The 14,652-nt window shown below is 53.8% G+C and carries 16 protein-coding genes; 12 read left to right on the top strand and 4 right to left on the bottom strand.

Going from position 1 to position 14,652, the window contains the following annotated elements; genetic code table 11:
• Positions 1 to 10: 10 nt before the first annotated feature.
• Positions 11 to 889 carry a LysR family transcriptional regulator gene (locus HZZ01_RS13065; protein WP_179897965.1) on the bottom strand — a complete coding sequence of 293 codons (879 nt, stop codon included), beginning with the start codon at positions 887 to 889 and terminating at the stop codon, positions 11 to 13.
• 256 nt (positions 890 to 1,145) lie between these two features.
• On the opposite strand from HZZ01_RS13065, the gene HZZ01_RS13060 reads away from it, so the two are divergent.
• From HZZ01_RS13060 to HZZ01_RS13040, 5 genes are all read left to right on the top strand, one after another.
• Positions 1,146 to 1,694: a YbhB/YbcL family Raf kinase inhibitor-like protein gene (locus HZZ01_RS13060; protein ID WP_179897964.1), complete on the top strand. Its 549-nt coding sequence runs from the start codon at positions 1,146 to 1,148 to the stop codon at positions 1,692 to 1,694.
• Between the two features lie 165 nt (positions 1,695 to 1,859).
• Positions 1,860 to 2,531 (top strand): class I SAM-dependent methyltransferase, encoded by a 672-nt coding sequence (locus HZZ01_RS13055; RefSeq protein WP_179897962.1) that lies wholly within the window; start codon positions 1,860 to 1,862, stop codon positions 2,529 to 2,531.
• Between the two features lie 997 nt (positions 2,532 to 3,528).
• Entirely contained in the window at positions 3,529 to 3,894 is a 366-nt protein-coding gene (locus HZZ01_RS13050; protein WP_370463473.1) for a hypothetical protein, read from the top strand.
• 175 nt (positions 3,895 to 4,069) lie between these two features.
• Entirely contained in the window at positions 4,070 to 4,540 is a 471-nt protein-coding gene (locus HZZ01_RS13045) for a cyclophilin-like fold protein (protein ID WP_255434227.1), read from the top strand.
• A 124-nt stretch (positions 4,541 to 4,664) separates the two neighbouring features.
• Positions 4,665 to 5,108 carry a cupin domain-containing protein gene (locus tag HZZ01_RS13040; protein WP_255434226.1) on the top strand — a complete coding sequence of 148 codons (444 nt, stop codon included), beginning with the start codon at positions 4,665 to 4,667 and terminating at the stop codon, positions 5,106 to 5,108.
• 431 nt (positions 5,109 to 5,539) lie between these two features.
• Here the strand turns inward: HZZ01_RS13040 and proP are convergent, their stop codons facing one another.
• Positions 5,540 to 7,006 carry a glycine betaine/L-proline transporter ProP gene (proP, locus tag HZZ01_RS13030; protein WP_179897960.1) on the bottom strand — a complete coding sequence of 489 codons (1,467 nt, stop codon included), beginning with the start codon at positions 7,004 to 7,006 and terminating at the stop codon, positions 5,540 to 5,542.
• A 19-nt stretch (positions 7,007 to 7,025) separates the two neighbouring features.
• Between proP and HZZ01_RS20985 the strand changes: the two genes are divergently transcribed.
• From HZZ01_RS20985 to HZZ01_RS13000, 7 genes are all read left to right on the top strand, one after another.
• Entirely contained in the window at positions 7,026 to 7,148 is a 123-nt protein-coding gene (locus tag HZZ01_RS20985; RefSeq protein ID WP_255434225.1) for a hypothetical protein, read from the top strand.
• 335 nt (positions 7,149 to 7,483) lie between these two features.
• Entirely contained in the window at positions 7,484 to 8,503 is a 1,020-nt protein-coding gene (locus tag HZZ01_RS13025; RefSeq protein ID WP_179898366.1) for an isopenicillin N synthase family oxygenase, read from the top strand.
• Between the two features lie 22 nt (positions 8,504 to 8,525).
• Positions 8,526 to 9,329: a MetQ/NlpA family ABC transporter substrate-binding protein gene (locus HZZ01_RS13020; RefSeq protein WP_179898365.1), complete on the top strand. Its 804-nt coding sequence runs from the start codon at positions 8,526 to 8,528 to the stop codon at positions 9,327 to 9,329.
• Positions 9,322 to 10,110: a methionine ABC transporter ATP-binding protein gene (locus tag HZZ01_RS13015; protein ID WP_179897958.1), complete on the top strand. Its 789-nt coding sequence runs from the start codon at positions 9,322 to 9,324 to the stop codon at positions 10,108 to 10,110. The genes HZZ01_RS13020 and HZZ01_RS13015 overlap by 8 nt, the downstream gene beginning before the upstream one ends.
• Complete coding sequence (locus tag HZZ01_RS13010; protein ID WP_179897956.1) at positions 10,098 to 10,766, top strand: methionine ABC transporter permease; 669 nt, start codon at positions 10,098 to 10,100, stop codon at positions 10,764 to 10,766. Before HZZ01_RS13015 ends, HZZ01_RS13010 begins: the two co-directional genes overlap by 13 nt.
• Before the next feature lie 136 nt (positions 10,767 to 10,902).
• Positions 10,903 to 11,493 carry an NAD(P)H-dependent oxidoreductase gene (locus HZZ01_RS13005; RefSeq protein WP_179897954.1) on the top strand — a complete coding sequence of 197 codons (591 nt, stop codon included), beginning with the start codon at positions 10,903 to 10,905 and terminating at the stop codon, positions 11,491 to 11,493.
• Position 11,494: 1 nt separating this feature from the next.
• Positions 11,495 to 12,103: a TetR/AcrR family transcriptional regulator gene (locus HZZ01_RS13000; RefSeq protein ID WP_179897952.1), complete on the top strand. Its 609-nt coding sequence runs from the start codon at positions 11,495 to 11,497 to the stop codon at positions 12,101 to 12,103.
• Positions 12,104 to 12,188: 85 nt separating this feature from the next.
• On the opposite strand, the gene malG is transcribed toward HZZ01_RS13000, so the two are convergent.
• Together malG and malF are read right to left on the bottom strand one after the other, a co-directional pair.
• Complete coding sequence (gene malG / locus HZZ01_RS12995; protein ID WP_090964585.1) at positions 12,189 to 13,079, bottom strand: maltose ABC transporter permease MalG; 891 nt, start codon at positions 13,077 to 13,079, stop codon at positions 12,189 to 12,191.
• Positions 13,080 to 13,088: 9 nt separating this feature from the next.
• On the bottom strand, positions 13,089 to 14,615 hold the full coding sequence (gene malF / locus HZZ01_RS12990; RefSeq protein WP_179897950.1) for a maltose ABC transporter permease MalF: 1,527 nt from the start codon (positions 14,613 to 14,615) through the stop codon (positions 13,089 to 13,091).
• Between the last annotated feature and the right edge of the window lie 37 nt (positions 14,616 to 14,652).

Genomic DNA, 14,652 nt, shown 5'->3' with positions numbered 1-14,652 from the left:
TCCGGCTCTCTCACGGCGTTAAACGCGCCTGCAGAAAGGCCAGCAACTGACGGTTTACTTCGCTACGCTGCCTGTGTTGCGGGTAAACCGCATTCAGGGCGAGAGGGGGCGGCTGGCAGCCGTCAAGTACCGTTACCAGCTCACCACGTTGCAGGGCGGTCTCAACGATAAAGGCGGGTAACAACACCAGTCCCAGGCCTGCCAGGGCCGCATCACGCAGCACTTCGCCGTTATTACTCACCATCGGCCCCTGAACCGCCAGCCATTTTGCTTTGCCGTTAACCTGCAGTTCCCAGCCATTCTGACCTTCACGTCCGTAGCGCAGACAGGCGTGTTGCAGTAACTCTTCTGGCTGCTGCGGGGTGCCAGCCCGTTTCAGATAGTCGGGACTGCAGCAGATCACGCGTTTTAACTCGCCAAGCGGGCGGGCAATCAGGGTGGAGTCTGCCAGGGTGCCGATTCGAATCGCCATGTCCACCCCCTCACCAATCACATCGACATAACGGTCCGCCAGCTCAATCTGAAATTGCAGCGCCGGATGGTGCGTCAGGAATTCGGCGAACAGCGGCGACAGGTGGCTCATACCAAAGGACATCGGCAGATTAATGCGGAAGGTGCCGCGCAGTGCCTGCTGTTGCTCCGACACTGCCAGTTCCGCTTCCTGAATCTCATCCAGGATACGCTGAGCATGCTGCGCAAACAGCAGTCCCGCATCGGTTACTGACAGCTTGCGTGTATTGCGGATTAGCAGGCGAACGCCTAATGACGCCTCCAGCGCGGCCATGCGGCGGCTGACATACTGTTTCGATAACATCAATTGTTCAGCCGCTGCAGTAAAGTTGCCAGCATGCATCACGGCGACGTAAATCCGGAGATCTTCAATCTGCATAATGTCCACTTATCGGTGACAGTGACGGGGATTCAGGCGAAATTTCAGCCGCAGGCGTTAACTTATATCGGGTAATGCGTCACAGGGCAACGCGTCCACTGCCCGTGTCTGCGCGACGGAGATCAAAGATTTGCCGTTCCGCTGGTACTAAACAGTCAGGCTGCCGGGTCAACTGCGCTAAAGCCGTTATAGTAAGCAGGCAGTGTCGTCGTACCTCTGGAAACTTTCCAGGATAATCTGATAAAAGGAGTGGCTGGTGAAAAAATTACTCTGCGCAACGGTGCTGGCCGTTTTGCCTGTGACCACGCTGGCGGCGTCGGTGTTTACGCTGCAATCCCAGGACTTCAGCGATAATGCGCTACTGGATAAAAAGTTCGCTGGTGCTAATAAAAGTAATCCTTCCTGCACTGGTGAGAATATCTCTCCCGAATTGAACTGGTCCGCGACGCCGACAGGCACCCGCAGTCTGGTGCTGCTGATGACCGATCCGGTTGGGGCGAAAGGGCTGGGTGTTACCCACATGGTGGCCTATAACATTGCGGCCAGCCGGAAGTCCTTTGCGCAGGGTGCGCTGACGCAGGGCAAAGAGTACACCGGCGGAAAAAATACGCCCGGCACGCAGCACTATTACGGGCCTTGCCCGCCAGCAGGCAGTGGTCTGCATCACTATAACTTTGTGCTGATTGCCACCGATTTACCGGTGGGGCAGCTGAAAGCCGGATTAACACAGGCAGAGCTGTTGGCGCAGCTTAAAGGCCATGCGCTGGGCGCGGCCAGCACGGTAGGCCGCTTCAGCAATGAGTAATCTGCATGTTTGCATAGGGCAGCTGGGCCGTAGTTTCTGGCCGATCATCCTGCTCAATGCAAACCTGCATTAAACTGTCTGTTTGTGAGCGATGCAGACTCTGTTCCTCAGGAGCGGCTCTGACGTATAAAGCAGAGTGGGTATTATCGGAAAGGTGTTTCTGGCATGAATCCCTATGAGAGACATTACAGGCAACTCATGGCAAATGGCGCTCTCGCCTGGGCTGGTGAGGGTTATCCCAGAGCCAAAAAACAGCAGGAGGAAATATTCCGGTGGCTTTACACACACCAGTATTTACCACACCCTGGTACACCGATACTTGAGATGGGATGTGGGAATGGAGCAATGGCAGCGCAGTCGCTTGCTGAGCTGGGATATTCTGTCTGGGGAGTTGACTGGTCAGAAACGGCTATCAGATGGGCAGAAGATCGTTTTCAGCAAGCCGGACTTCCCGCAAGATTTATTGTTGGCGATGTCTGCAATATTCATCAATGCCAGGGCGCAATGTTTGAGCTGATTATTGATGGCAGTTGTTTACATTGCCTTATAGATGACGCGCGCAACCTCTTCTTTGCAGAGGTAAGGAGACTGCTCCGATCCGGAGGGCGATTTGTCATCGGTTCCATGTGCGGAACTCCCCGTCAATTCGAAGATATTGAAGCGTATGATCCACTCAGGCATCATTTACTGAAAGAAGGCCGACCCTTGCGGACGCTGATTCCGCTTACGGGGTTAATTGATGAAGCACAAAAAGCACATTTTAATGTGGAGGCGTTCAGAGTTAATAAAAATAAATGGTGGGATCATGCCACAATCGTCTGTTCGGTGAAGCAGTAACGTGCTGTGTCATCCGCAGAACGCTCCAGATAGTGGTTTACATCTACTGGTTAAACTCACCGTACAAAGCAGAAATGCAGAGATCATCGAAGTTTTGGTGAAGATGAGCTGCACTGATACCTGTGCCGTCCTCATAGCGGCTAAAAACATCCCGACAACGTCCGAATATTCAGGGTCGGGTTGGCTGGCAATTCAGTGACTCAGCAGTGAGGTTGAGTTACATAGGTCCGTCCAAATACTCTTCCCGGGTACCTCTTATGAATATTTTGAATTCCTTTGTTTCAAAAGGTAGCCTTTTTCTCGGCGTATCGCTCTTTTTAATATACATTCATTTTATATACATTCATTGTTATTACGGTTTATGTAAACATGAGGGCATGATTATGAAATCAGTTATTCAGGAGAAGGTGCTTACCTTGTTTTTGTGTGTCGTGATTACCGCTGTAATCGTTAAATTCATTTCGAGAAGTGCTTTCTATATTTCACACCCTTCTTTATCCCTTTCGTTAACAGTTGGTGTAGCAGTAATTATCTCGAACGTGGTAGTAACAAAAATAGTTTCCAAAAGAGGATAAATGACATGCTTAGAGAACTGACTGAAAGTGAAATCAATAATGTCTCTGGCGGTAATGCTAACTCAGAATAGCTTCAGTGGCCCATTCACCTGCTTCATAGCAGGAAATGTCAACTTACCCTCACGCTCCCCCCATTCTCTCAGTGATCCCCCGTCAGATTAATAGGCTCACGGGCCAGTGGAAACAGGTGTAACAACAATTACCCATTGAGCTTCAGGTCATTCTTTTTCAAAAGATTAAGGGCCTTTTTATGTAAGCACTATTCCACAACGTGTTCGCGCAAATGAGCAGCGTAAGCCCATTTGAGCGGTAACTCAGCTCGTTCCATTCTTTCGCCTGAACGATGCATGAAGACCGCTCTGGAAAATGCATTCCGGTAACTGTCTGTGATTCATTTATTTTCCTTATTTATAATATAAAAAATGAGGATAGTTATTATTTTCTATCTCGTGATTATGTCATCATTATTTAGCCGCAGGAGCTTTGATTTCGACACCATCACTCCGCCGTTAGATATTGATGGCTCGTTGGTCATCGTCGGTCAGATTGGGCTGATGGAGGAAACGTTGACGATCCCTCTGGTCATGGGACGTCGCCGTGTTGCAGGTTCGCTGAGCGAGGGCATGGCGGAAACCCAGGAAGTTCTGGATTTCTGTGCAACGCATAATGTCTATCCAGAGTGCGAAATGATTAATATCGAGCAGATTAACGATGCTTGGGCCCGTCCCGAACAGGGGGATAGGGCACACCGTTTCGTTATTGATATGGCATCACTCAGCGCAGAATAAGTGCATATCCTGAAGCGGTAGGATAGGTTTGCTACCGTTTACCCGACACAAAATGGCAGTGGTCACCGAAACAATTAATGAATTTTTTTCATTTTTCTATTCTGATAATCGCTATTAACAAGCTGTTTTATTCTGTTAAAAATAGCTGAAAACACTCTATGAGCGGGGCCTGGTCATGCTTATTTATTCTAAAACGCAATCGGTACTACCCGGCTTGCTCGGGGGGGTAGTGCTGGCCTTGATCACGATATTTCCGGCTGCGGCAGTTACACGTTATACACAGGAAAATCCGATGAAATTACGCATCATTTTCGACGACAAAACGATTACCGCGACCCTCAATGACAGTCAGGCAAGCCGTGAGTTTGCAGCACTTTTACCGCTTACATTGAATCTGAAAGATTATGCCGGGGAGGAGAAAATAAGCGATTTACCCGGCCGTTTGTCTACCGCGGGTTCCCCGGCAGGCACGGCCGCGAAAAAAGGGGATATCGCGCTTTATGCTCCATGGGGAAATCTGGCTATTTTCTATAAACCACATGGCTATGCCAGCGGCTTAATTAAATTAGGCCAGTTAGATGAGCCGGACGCTTTGCCCGTTCACCCTGACGTATATAGCGCCAGATTTGAACTGCTGACTGAGTAATCTTCACCCCCGAATACGCTTTTACCGGCATCGCCGTCGCTCTGTTCTGCCCGTTTTTATTTATCGGGTGACTACATTTTCTGTTCCAGTACTGAATCAGCCATTTCATTCACAAAAGGAGATTATGATGATCCGTTTCACCTATGTAGCCGCATCACTCTTGTTCTTCACAGGTATGTCCGCATACGGTGAAACCGCCACTTCAGCTCAAATGAAACTGTCGCAAACCGGCAGTTGTGCAACGATTGCCGAACCCGCCGATCACTTTACCGGACGTGCTTATATTGACCCGCTCTTTTCTCCGGTAGCACCACAAAGAGCAGGGGCGGCCAATGTCACCTTTGTACCCGGCGCGCGTTCTGACTGGCATACTCACCCGTCTGGACAGACACTGGTTATTACCTCCGGTACCGGTTGGGTCCAGGAGTGGGGTGGAGAACGGAAAACCGTGCACGCAGGGGATGTCATTCAATGCCCGCCAGGGGTAAAACACTGGCTTGGTGATGCCGTAAAGCACTTTAACCCTGAATTTGTACGGGGTTGTCTTGGCGTGAAAATTCATGATTGATCGTGTTATGTTCAGGCAAATAGAGTGGTGAGAGCAATAATGTCTAAGCATTCCATCTCCCATTAAACGCGTGGTGGGATGGAATGATAATTGTGGCGATTATGACTGCGCGGGTAATCAGGTCCGCCTGCGAAAGATCTTTATCTGATACAAAAATAACCTTACGTACAATATCTTCCGTTAAACGTAGCCCATGATAGCCGCCATACGCGTGACGCCTGACCACGGCAGCGTATTACCCAGCAGCAGGTAATCCAGAATAGCCGTGATGACCGGCATCAGCTAAAACAGGATAATTTCAGACCCATCCCGGCTCTGCTTTGAACATACAAGGACATGGATAGTCACGCGTTTCAGGGCGGCTGAATCAGCCAGCTAAAGTGATTGTCGGCAGATAAAAAAACACCCTGCAGAGCAGGGTGTCAGAACACTTATTTACTCGCTGTCGCGGCAGGCTTAGGCCGTTTACGCAGCTTATCAATCAGGCGATGCGCTTCCGCTTTAGTTGCTACCGCAGGTGATGAACCGGTCAGCGGTTGACGGGCCGTTTCACGTACTGTCAGGATAGTCAGCAGGCCAATCACGCCCGCGCCCATCATGTAGTAGGCCGGCATCATGTTGTTTTTAGTGGTATCCACCAGCCACGCGGTAATCAGCGGTGTCGTACCACCAAACAGCGAAACCGACAGGTTGAAGCCGATGGCCAGCGCACTGTAACGGATATCAGTTGTAAACAGCGCGGGCAGCGTCGAAGGCATAGTGCCGCTGAAGCAGGTGTGCAACACCCCCAGAATCATCAGACCGCCAAATACCGCCCACATATTACCGGACCCGATCAGCATAAAGCTTGGGATAGCGAGGAGGATCAGACCCACTGCACCAAAGGCAATGACCGGACGACGACCGATACGGTCAGTCCAGCGACCCCACAGCAGCGTCAGCGGCATCATCACAAACATCGCCACCATTACCAGAAGCAGGCCACTTAACTCTGGCAGACCCAGTACACCGGTCAGGTAGCTCGGCATGTACGACGTCAGCATGTAGTTCGAGACGTTAAACAGCAGCACCAGACCGATACATTTCATCATCGGTGCGCGGTATTTGCTCAGCATCTGCATCAGCGTCAGACGCGGTTTGCTCTGCTCCAGCGCTTCCTGTTTTTCCATATGCTGCTGGAAGGCGGGTGTCTCTTCCAGTTTCAGTCGCACATAGAGACCAAACAGGCCCAGTGGGGCGGCGATAAAGAACGGCACGCGCCAGCCCCAGGACATCATGGCCTCATTAGACATCACGGTCGTCATCACCGTTACCAGGCTGGCACCCATCAGATAACCCCCGATGGTGCCGAACTCCAGGAAGCTGCCCATAAAACCACGGCGCTTATCGGTGGAGTACTCCGCGATAAAGGTCGCGGCACCGCCATACTCACCACCGGTCGAGAAGCCCTGAATCAGACGTGCTACCAGCAGCAGAATCGGTGCCATGATCCCAATCGAAGAGTATGCCGGGATCAGACCGATACAGAATGTCCCGATCGACATCATGATCATTGTCATCGCCAGCACTTTCTGCCGGCCGATGCGGTCACCCAGCGGGCCAAACACCAGGCCGCCAATAGGACGTACCAGGAAGGCCGCCGCGAAGGTACCAAAGGTGGCAATCAGCTGCACCGCGTTGTTGGCATCCGGGAAAAAGACTTTGCCGATGATGACGGCGAGATAGCTGTACACACCAAAGTCGAACCATTCCATCGCATTACCTAACGCCGCTGCGCCTACCGCACGTTTCAGCATGTCGTTATCGATCACGGTAATGTCGTCGACAGTCAGCTCTTTAGGCTTCCTGTTCCAGAAATGTTTCTTTGGGTGTTCAGACGATGAGTTTCTGGTGTCCATATTCTCCTCAGGTGCATCAATGAAGGAGTCTTATAGCTTTCGCAGCCGCAAACAATGTTCAGGAGAAACCGTGGAAATGAAAGCTATAAGAAGCCGAAAAATTTTAAGTGAAGCGGCAAAAGCCGCAGCCGGTAAACCATAGACCACGATTGTAAGGTTTTGCAAGTTTTCAGCCGAAATAACTAACTTTAATGACAAATTCAGCACGGTGCTCTAACTCATGACTGCTTACTCTCACAAACATTTGGAAATATTACGTGTTAGCAGCTCTTTTTATGTGTGGATCTGTTTTTCGCTGTTTTCGCCATCATTATCGCCAAAAAAGAGGATCTACCGCGCAGAGTAATCTGTGGCTGGAAAAGCTAAGAACAGGTGAGATATTCCCATCTGCCGCATATACATAGCAGGATTAGTTGGTAGTTAACGCATAAATGAAGTGGCAGTGTAACGCTATTCGATGCCAACAGAGTGTTAATGATGAGTGCGTTAAGCCCCGCAGAATTACCGGTAATTGATTTCTCGTTATTGTCAGGTAATCAACAGCAGCAGCAACAAATCCTGGAAAAACTCAGCCAGGCCGCGCGTGATGTCGGTTTCTTCTATTTAATCAATCACGGCATTGACCGTGAATTATCAGATGAGGTTCAGGACGTCGCGCGGAAATTTTTTGCCCTGCCACAGGCGGAAAAATCCGCGGTAGCGATGGCTAACTCCCCGCATTTTCGTGGCTATAACCGGGCGGGTGTGGAAATAACCCGAAGCCAGCCTGACTATCGCGAGCAGTTTGATATTGGTGCGGAACGGGAAGCATTGCCCGTGACTGCCGATTCACCCACCTGGCAACGGATGCAGGGGCCGAATCAGTGGCCTGAAGCCCTGCCTGAACTACAGACCGTGGTCACCCGCTGGCAGCAGCAGATGACGGCGGTGGCGCTGGCGTTACTGCGTGCCTTTGCCGAAGCGCTAACGCTGCCGCGCAACGCGTTCGACAACCTCTATGGCGACTACCCCAACGAACATATCAAGCTGATTCGCTATCCGGGCCGCACCGAAGGCGAATCACGCCAGGGTGTTGGCGCGCATAAAGATTCGGGCTTCCTGACCATGTTATTGCAGGACGACCAGCCGGGCTTACAGGTTGAAGTGACATCGGACAACTGGATCGATGCATCGCCGCTGCCGGGCGCCTTTGTGGTGAACATTGGCGAACTACTGGAGCTGGCGACTAACGGCTATCTGCGCGCGACGGTGCATCGCGTGGTCTCGCCACCGCAGATCAGTGAGCGCCTGTCCATTGCCTTTTTCCTGGGCGCCCAGCTGGACGCGGTAGTGCCAATCTATCAACTGCCTGCCCAACTGGCTCATCTGGCGCAGGGACCGAGCAGCGATCCGCTTAACCCGTTACTGCGTGAAGTCGGCTGGAATTACCTCAAGGGCCGGTTGCGTTCGCATCCGGAAGTCGCCCGGCGTTTCTACCCTGAACATAACACTCACTGATAACAACAAAAGAGAAATGATGATGATTAAAAAGCGCTTTCAGGTTCTTGCCGGTCTTTCACTGCTGATTGCTCAAAGCCTGCAGGCCGCACCGCTACGTGTGGCAGCCGATCCGTTGCCGCACGCGGAGATCCTGGAGTATGTCAAAACCCTGGATCCTAAACTGGATATCAAAATTGTTGATCTGAGCGGTGGCGTGAATGCCAATGAGTTGCTGGCCGCCGGGGATGTGGATGCCAACTACTTTCAGCATCTGCCCTACTTAAAAGATCAGGAGAAGGCGCTGGGGAAATCCTTTGCGGTGGTCGCCAGCGTGCACATTGAGCCGCTGGGGATTTACTCGCGCAAGGTGAAATCACTGTCAGGGCTGCCAGAGGGTGCCAGCATTGCGGTACCGAACAATACCACCAACCTGAGCCGTGCGCTGTGGCTGTTGCAGGACAAAGGGGTGATAAAACTTAATGCGAAGGGCGAAACGGGCTTAACGCTGGTGACGCCGAAAGATATCAGTGAGAACCCGAAAAAAATCAAGATTGTTGAGATTGAGTCGCCGCAACTGCCGCGCTCGCTGGATGATGTGGATACCGCCGTAATAAATGGCAACTACGCGCTTGAAGCCGGGCTGACGCCAGCGAAAGATGCGCTGGGTCTGGAGTCGGCGGCGCATAATCCCTACGCCAACCTGCTGGTGACCACGCCAGAACGGGCGAAAGATCCGCGCGTGTTGCAGCTGGCAAAAGATCTGCGCTCGCCGCAGGTGGCGGAATTTATCCGTAAAAATTATCAGGGCTCTGTGATTCCGGTCGCGGACCAGCAGCATGATTAAAATCAGTCATCTCAGCAAACATTACGCTGGCGCCTCTTCGCCAGCATTAGACGACATCTCGCTCACCATTGAAGAGGGGACCATTTTTGGCATCCTCGGCCGGAGCGGGGCAGGCAAAAGCACGCTGCTGCGCTGCCTGAACCGGCTGGAGAATCCTTCCAGTGGGCGAATCGAGATTGATGGCCAGGATCTCGCCGCGATGAGTCTGGCGCAACTGCGTCAGCAGCGACAGCAGATGGGAATGATCTTTCAGCACTTCAATCTGCTGCATTCACGCAACGTGCAGGACAACGTCGATCTGGCGCTGGAGATTGCTGGTGTCTCAAAAACTGAACGCCGCGTGCGGGTTGCGTCTCTGCTGAAGCTGGTGGGGCTGGAGTCCTTCGCTAAAGCCTGGCCATCGCAGCTCTCCGGTGGGCAGAAACAGCGCGTCGGCATTGCCCGTGCGCTGGCTGCCCGACCCCGTTATCTGTTGTGCGATGAGGCGACCAGCGCGCTGGACCCTGAAACCACCACCTCGATTCTCGATCTGCTGGCAGACATTCAGCAACAGCTCAATATCACCATTGTGCTGATCACGCATGAAATGGCGGTGGTAAAGCGCATCTGTGACGGCGCAGCGTTGCTTGAAAATGGCCAGCTGGTTGAGAGCGGCAGCCTGAGCCAGATCATGGGACGTGAAGAGGGACGCCTGCGCAAAATGCTGCTGAAGGATGGCGAAGCAGATCGGGCGTTTATCGAAAAATATCAGCGTGAGGCATTAACACGATGCGTAGCATGAGTCGTGATCGATTTCAGGAACTGCTGCTGAACGCCACGGGTGAAACCCTCTACATGGTGCTGCTGGCGGCTCTTTTTACGGTGGCGATAGGATTGCCGGTCGGCGTGCTGCTGTTTCTGACCCGGCCGACAGGTATTCTGCCTAATCGCACGATTTCACTGCTGCTGAATACGCTGGTGAACACCGGACGCGCCTTGCCGTTTGTGGTGCTGCTGATTGCGTTGATCCCCTTTACCCGGCTGCTGGTCGGCACCACGCTGGGGAGTACGGCGGCGATTGTGCCGATTACGCTGGGGGCGTTTCCTTTCTTTGCCCGCATCGTCCAGAACGCCCTGGATGAGGTCGATCGTGGCCGGATTGAAGCGGTAGTGTCGATGGGCGGCACGCTTTGGCATATCGTCAGCCGCGTGCTGTTGCCGGAAGCGCTGCCCGCGCTGGTGGCGGGTGTTACCCTGACGATTGTCATGCTGATTGGTTTCTCGGCAATGGCAGGCGTGGTGGGCGGTGGCGGGCTGGGGGATCTGGCGATTCGCTACGGTTATCAGCGCTTCGATAATCAGATCATGGCGGCTACGATTGTGGTGCTGCTGGCGCTGGTGATGCTGATTCAGAAACTCGGTGATCGACTGGTACGCGTGCTGGCTTATCGTCGCTAAACGCAGTCCTTTCTGACGACAGGGACGTTTTAACAGCACATGCGGTCAGCGAATAGACCTGACGTTGCCACTTGCTAACCTACCAATAGTAACTTACCTTTAGTAGCTTAATGGCTGAACAGGTAAGGTAACGACAATGCATGCATTAATAGTGACTTCCCATCCCAATCAGGATGCGCATACCCACCGCGTGGCAGATCGGCTGGTGCAGGGCATTATCTCGACAGGCCACCATACGGCTGAAAAAGTCGATCTGGCAGCAGAAGGGTTTGATCCCCGTTTTACGCTCAGCGATCACCAGCATTTCAACGGTCTGGGGGCCGTTTCGCAGGATGTGCTGGCCGAACAGCAGCGACTGGACCGCGCCGATGCGCTGGTGCTGGTCTATCCGGTCTACTGGTGGTCGTTTCCCGCCCAGCTTAAAGGCTGGATCGACCGCGTCTTCATTGCGGGTTGGGCCTTTGATGAGCAGGATGGCCGGATTGTTAAACGCCTCAGCCATCTTCCCGTTCATCTGGTGGCGATTGGCGCGGCGGACACCCGCACTTATCTGCGGCGCGGCTATTTCGCCAGCATGCGGAATCAGATCGATCAGGGCATCTTTGATTATTGTGGTGCGCCGGTGGTGACCAGCGAGTTGTTGCTCAGCGGCGATGAAGGTTATCCTGAGTCACACTATCTGCTGGCGCAGCAACTGGGCCAGCGTGTATTCGCGCATCAGGAATAACATGACCGTTGAAAAAACGCCCCGTAAGCGTCTGTCACGCGAGGCCCGACGCAGGCAATTGTCGGACGTCGCGTGGCAGATAATGCAGACCGAGGGCAGCGAGGCGCTGACCCTGGCGCGGGTCGGCGACGCGGCGGGGGTGAGTAAGCCGGTCGTTTATGATCACTTCACTACCCGTCATGGGTTGCTGGCGGCATTGTATGACGATTTTGATTGCCGCCAGACCGAACGGATGGAAGCGGCGATGAATGCTGCGCCGAGGGTGATGCAACAAAGAGCGGACGTGCTCGCGACCTGTTATGTCGACTGTGTGATGACAGAGGGGCGCGAGATTCCGGAATTGCTGTCAGCACTCAGCACCTCACCGGAACTGGCCGCCGTCAAACGCCACTATCAGCTCGACTTTATTGCCCGCTGCCAGCGCTGGTTTGCGCCGTTCACGGGCAGCAGCGGGATCCCTGAAGCAGGAATGTGGGGCTTACTGGGGGGCGCGGATGCCATCGCAGGCGCGGTGGCACGCGGCGATGTCAGCCAACCGGAAGGAGAGCAGGCGATATCGGCCATGGTCGTGGCGCTGGTGGCAGGCAGCCGTGCGTTGGAATCGGATTAGCATAAAAAAGGCGGCCCCCAGGCCGCCGAATCATTCAACCACAACAGGCGTTGTGTAAGCAGTGGCAACGTACAATGATGATCGTTTAGCCTTTCACCCCGCCCGCGGTTAACCCGCTTACCAGCCAGCGCTGAGCCAGCAGGAACACCAGGGTAATCGGAATCGCGGAGAGCACCGCCGCCGCGGCAAAATCTCCCCATAAATAGTTTTGCGGATTGAGATACTGCTGCATCCCGACTGCCAGGGTGTAGCTGTTGACGTCACGCAGCAACAGCGACGCAACCGGCACTTCAGTGACCGCGGCGATAAACGCCAGAATAAACACTACCGCCAGAATCGGCACCGACAGTGGCAGCAGCACCAGCCGGAACGCCTGCCACGGTGTTGCACCATCCAGCGCGGCGGCTTCTTCCAGGGATCCGTCAATCGTTTCGAAATAGCCTTTGATGGTCCAGACATGCAGCGCGATGCCGCCCATGTAGGCGAAGATCACCCCACCGTGAGTATTCAGCCCGATAAAAGGCAGATACTGGCCAAGACGATCAAACAGCGCATAGAGCGCCACCAGCGACAACACCGCCGGGAACATCTGGAAAATCAGCATCCCCTTCAGCAGGCTGGCGCGACCGGTAAAGCGCATGCGGGCAAACGCATAGGCGCAGGTAGTCGAGAGTGCCACAATCCCCAGCGCACTAATGGCTGCAATTTTGATCGAGTTCCATAACCACAGCAGCACCGGAAAAGGCGGCGGGGTGACCCGTCCATCTGCATGTTCCACGCTGAAACCCAGCGCCAGCCGCCAGTGCTCCCAGGAGATCTGCTCCGGGATCAGGCTGCCAGTGGCGAAGTTACCGGCGCGCAGGGAAATCGCGATCACCATCAGCAGCGGGAAAAGAATCGCTGCGATAAATAACAGCAGCAGCAGATGCGTGGTGAACAGACGCAGCCGTTGTGATTTGGGTTGTACCATAGCCATAACAACTCCTTAGTCGAACTTCATCCGCGAGGCTTTCAGGTTAATGACCGCCAGCGCACCCACCAGCAGGAAGATCAGCGTGGCGATGGCGGCTGCCAGACCAAAGTCCTGCCCGCCGCCGCCCTCAAAGGCGATACGCCAGGTATAGTTCACCAGCAAATCGGTATAACCAGCTGGCGTGGTGGTGCCGAGTCGATCCGGTCCGCCGTTGGTCAGTAACTGCACCAGCACAAAGTTATTAAAATTGAAGGCAAAGCTGGCAATCATCAGCGGCATCAAAGGCTTCAGCAGCAGCGGCAGGGTGATCAGGAAGAAGTTCTGCAGCGGGCCTGCTCCGTCCATCGCCGAGGCTTCATAGAGATCGTCGGGAATGGCTTTCAGCAGTCCCATGCAGAGGATCATCATGTAGGGATAACCGAGCCAGGTGTTGACGATAATCAGCATGGTGCGCGCCAGCGTCGGATCGCTGAACCACGCGGGCTTCACGCCAAATAGCGCGCTAAGCATCACGTTGATCTCACCAAAGCTCTGGTTAAACAAGCCTTTGAAAATCAGGATCGAGATAAACGCCGGAACGGCATAGGGCAGAATCAGCATCACCCGATAAACGGCTTTGCCGCGCAGCGCCTCCCATTGCACCAGACAGGCCAGCACCATGCCTACGGCGACGGTCAGCACCACGGTGATCAGCGAGAAGAGCAGCGTCCAGCCAAATATCGCCAGGAACGGCTTCTGAATTCCTTCGTCAGTAAACACCCGCACAAAGTTTTTCCAGCCGGTATTCACGGTAAAGCCGGGGCTTAAGGTTTCGTTATCCCACGTATTGTCCGCGTTCACGGCCTGATAGAAGCCGGTCTGCGGATTGGCGCGGTAATGCGTGCCGCTTTGCTGATTAATCAGCTCATCCTGCGCGCCAACCCGATAGAGTGGCTGGGTACCGGAGAACTGACGCAGTGAACTCATCCGCAGCTGACGGCCATCCGGCAGTTCGGCACGGATCTGGCTCAGCGCCTGACGGTTAGTGGTGATCACTCTTAAGGTCGCGCGTTCGCCAGCGGGTGGCGTCGCGGGGGCCATTTTCAGCGTCTGTTCCGGGCCAAACGTAAACGGCGGCGAGACAACGTCTGCTTTACCATCGTTCAGCACCAGCTGCCAGCGATCGCCAGCCGGGAACAGTGAGAAACTGACTGCTTCACCCGACTGGAATGTGCGGCCCAGCAGTACCTGCTGCGCCCGCTCAAAGGTGAGCTGGTTGGTGCTGCTGTAGTTGGTAAAGGCGATAGCGATGGTGCAGGCGAGGGGGAATAATACAAACAGCGCCATTCCGGCCACGCCGGGATAGACATAACGCCACGCATAGGCGCGACGATTTGCAAAAATCCACAGCCCGGTCGCACTGAGGATGAGCGTCAGCAGCGCAAACAGATATTCGCCCTGCGCATACATCAGCACCAGCAGATAGCCGACCAGCAGACAGCCGATCCCGATGAGAACGCTTTTTAGCAGCAGACTGCGCGTTTTCGGTTTTCCTGACATGATGCGGTTTTCCTTAACGGTCACTCAAGCCGGGGAT

It is taken from the genome of Pantoea sp. WMus005, from assembly GCF_013415305.1.
GTDB classification, from domain to species: domain Bacteria; phylum Pseudomonadota; class Gammaproteobacteria; order Enterobacterales; family Enterobacteriaceae; genus Pantoea; species Pantoea rara.
The sequence above is the reverse complement of the archived record's forward strand: the minus strand, read 5'-3'. Positions and strand labels throughout refer to the sequence as shown.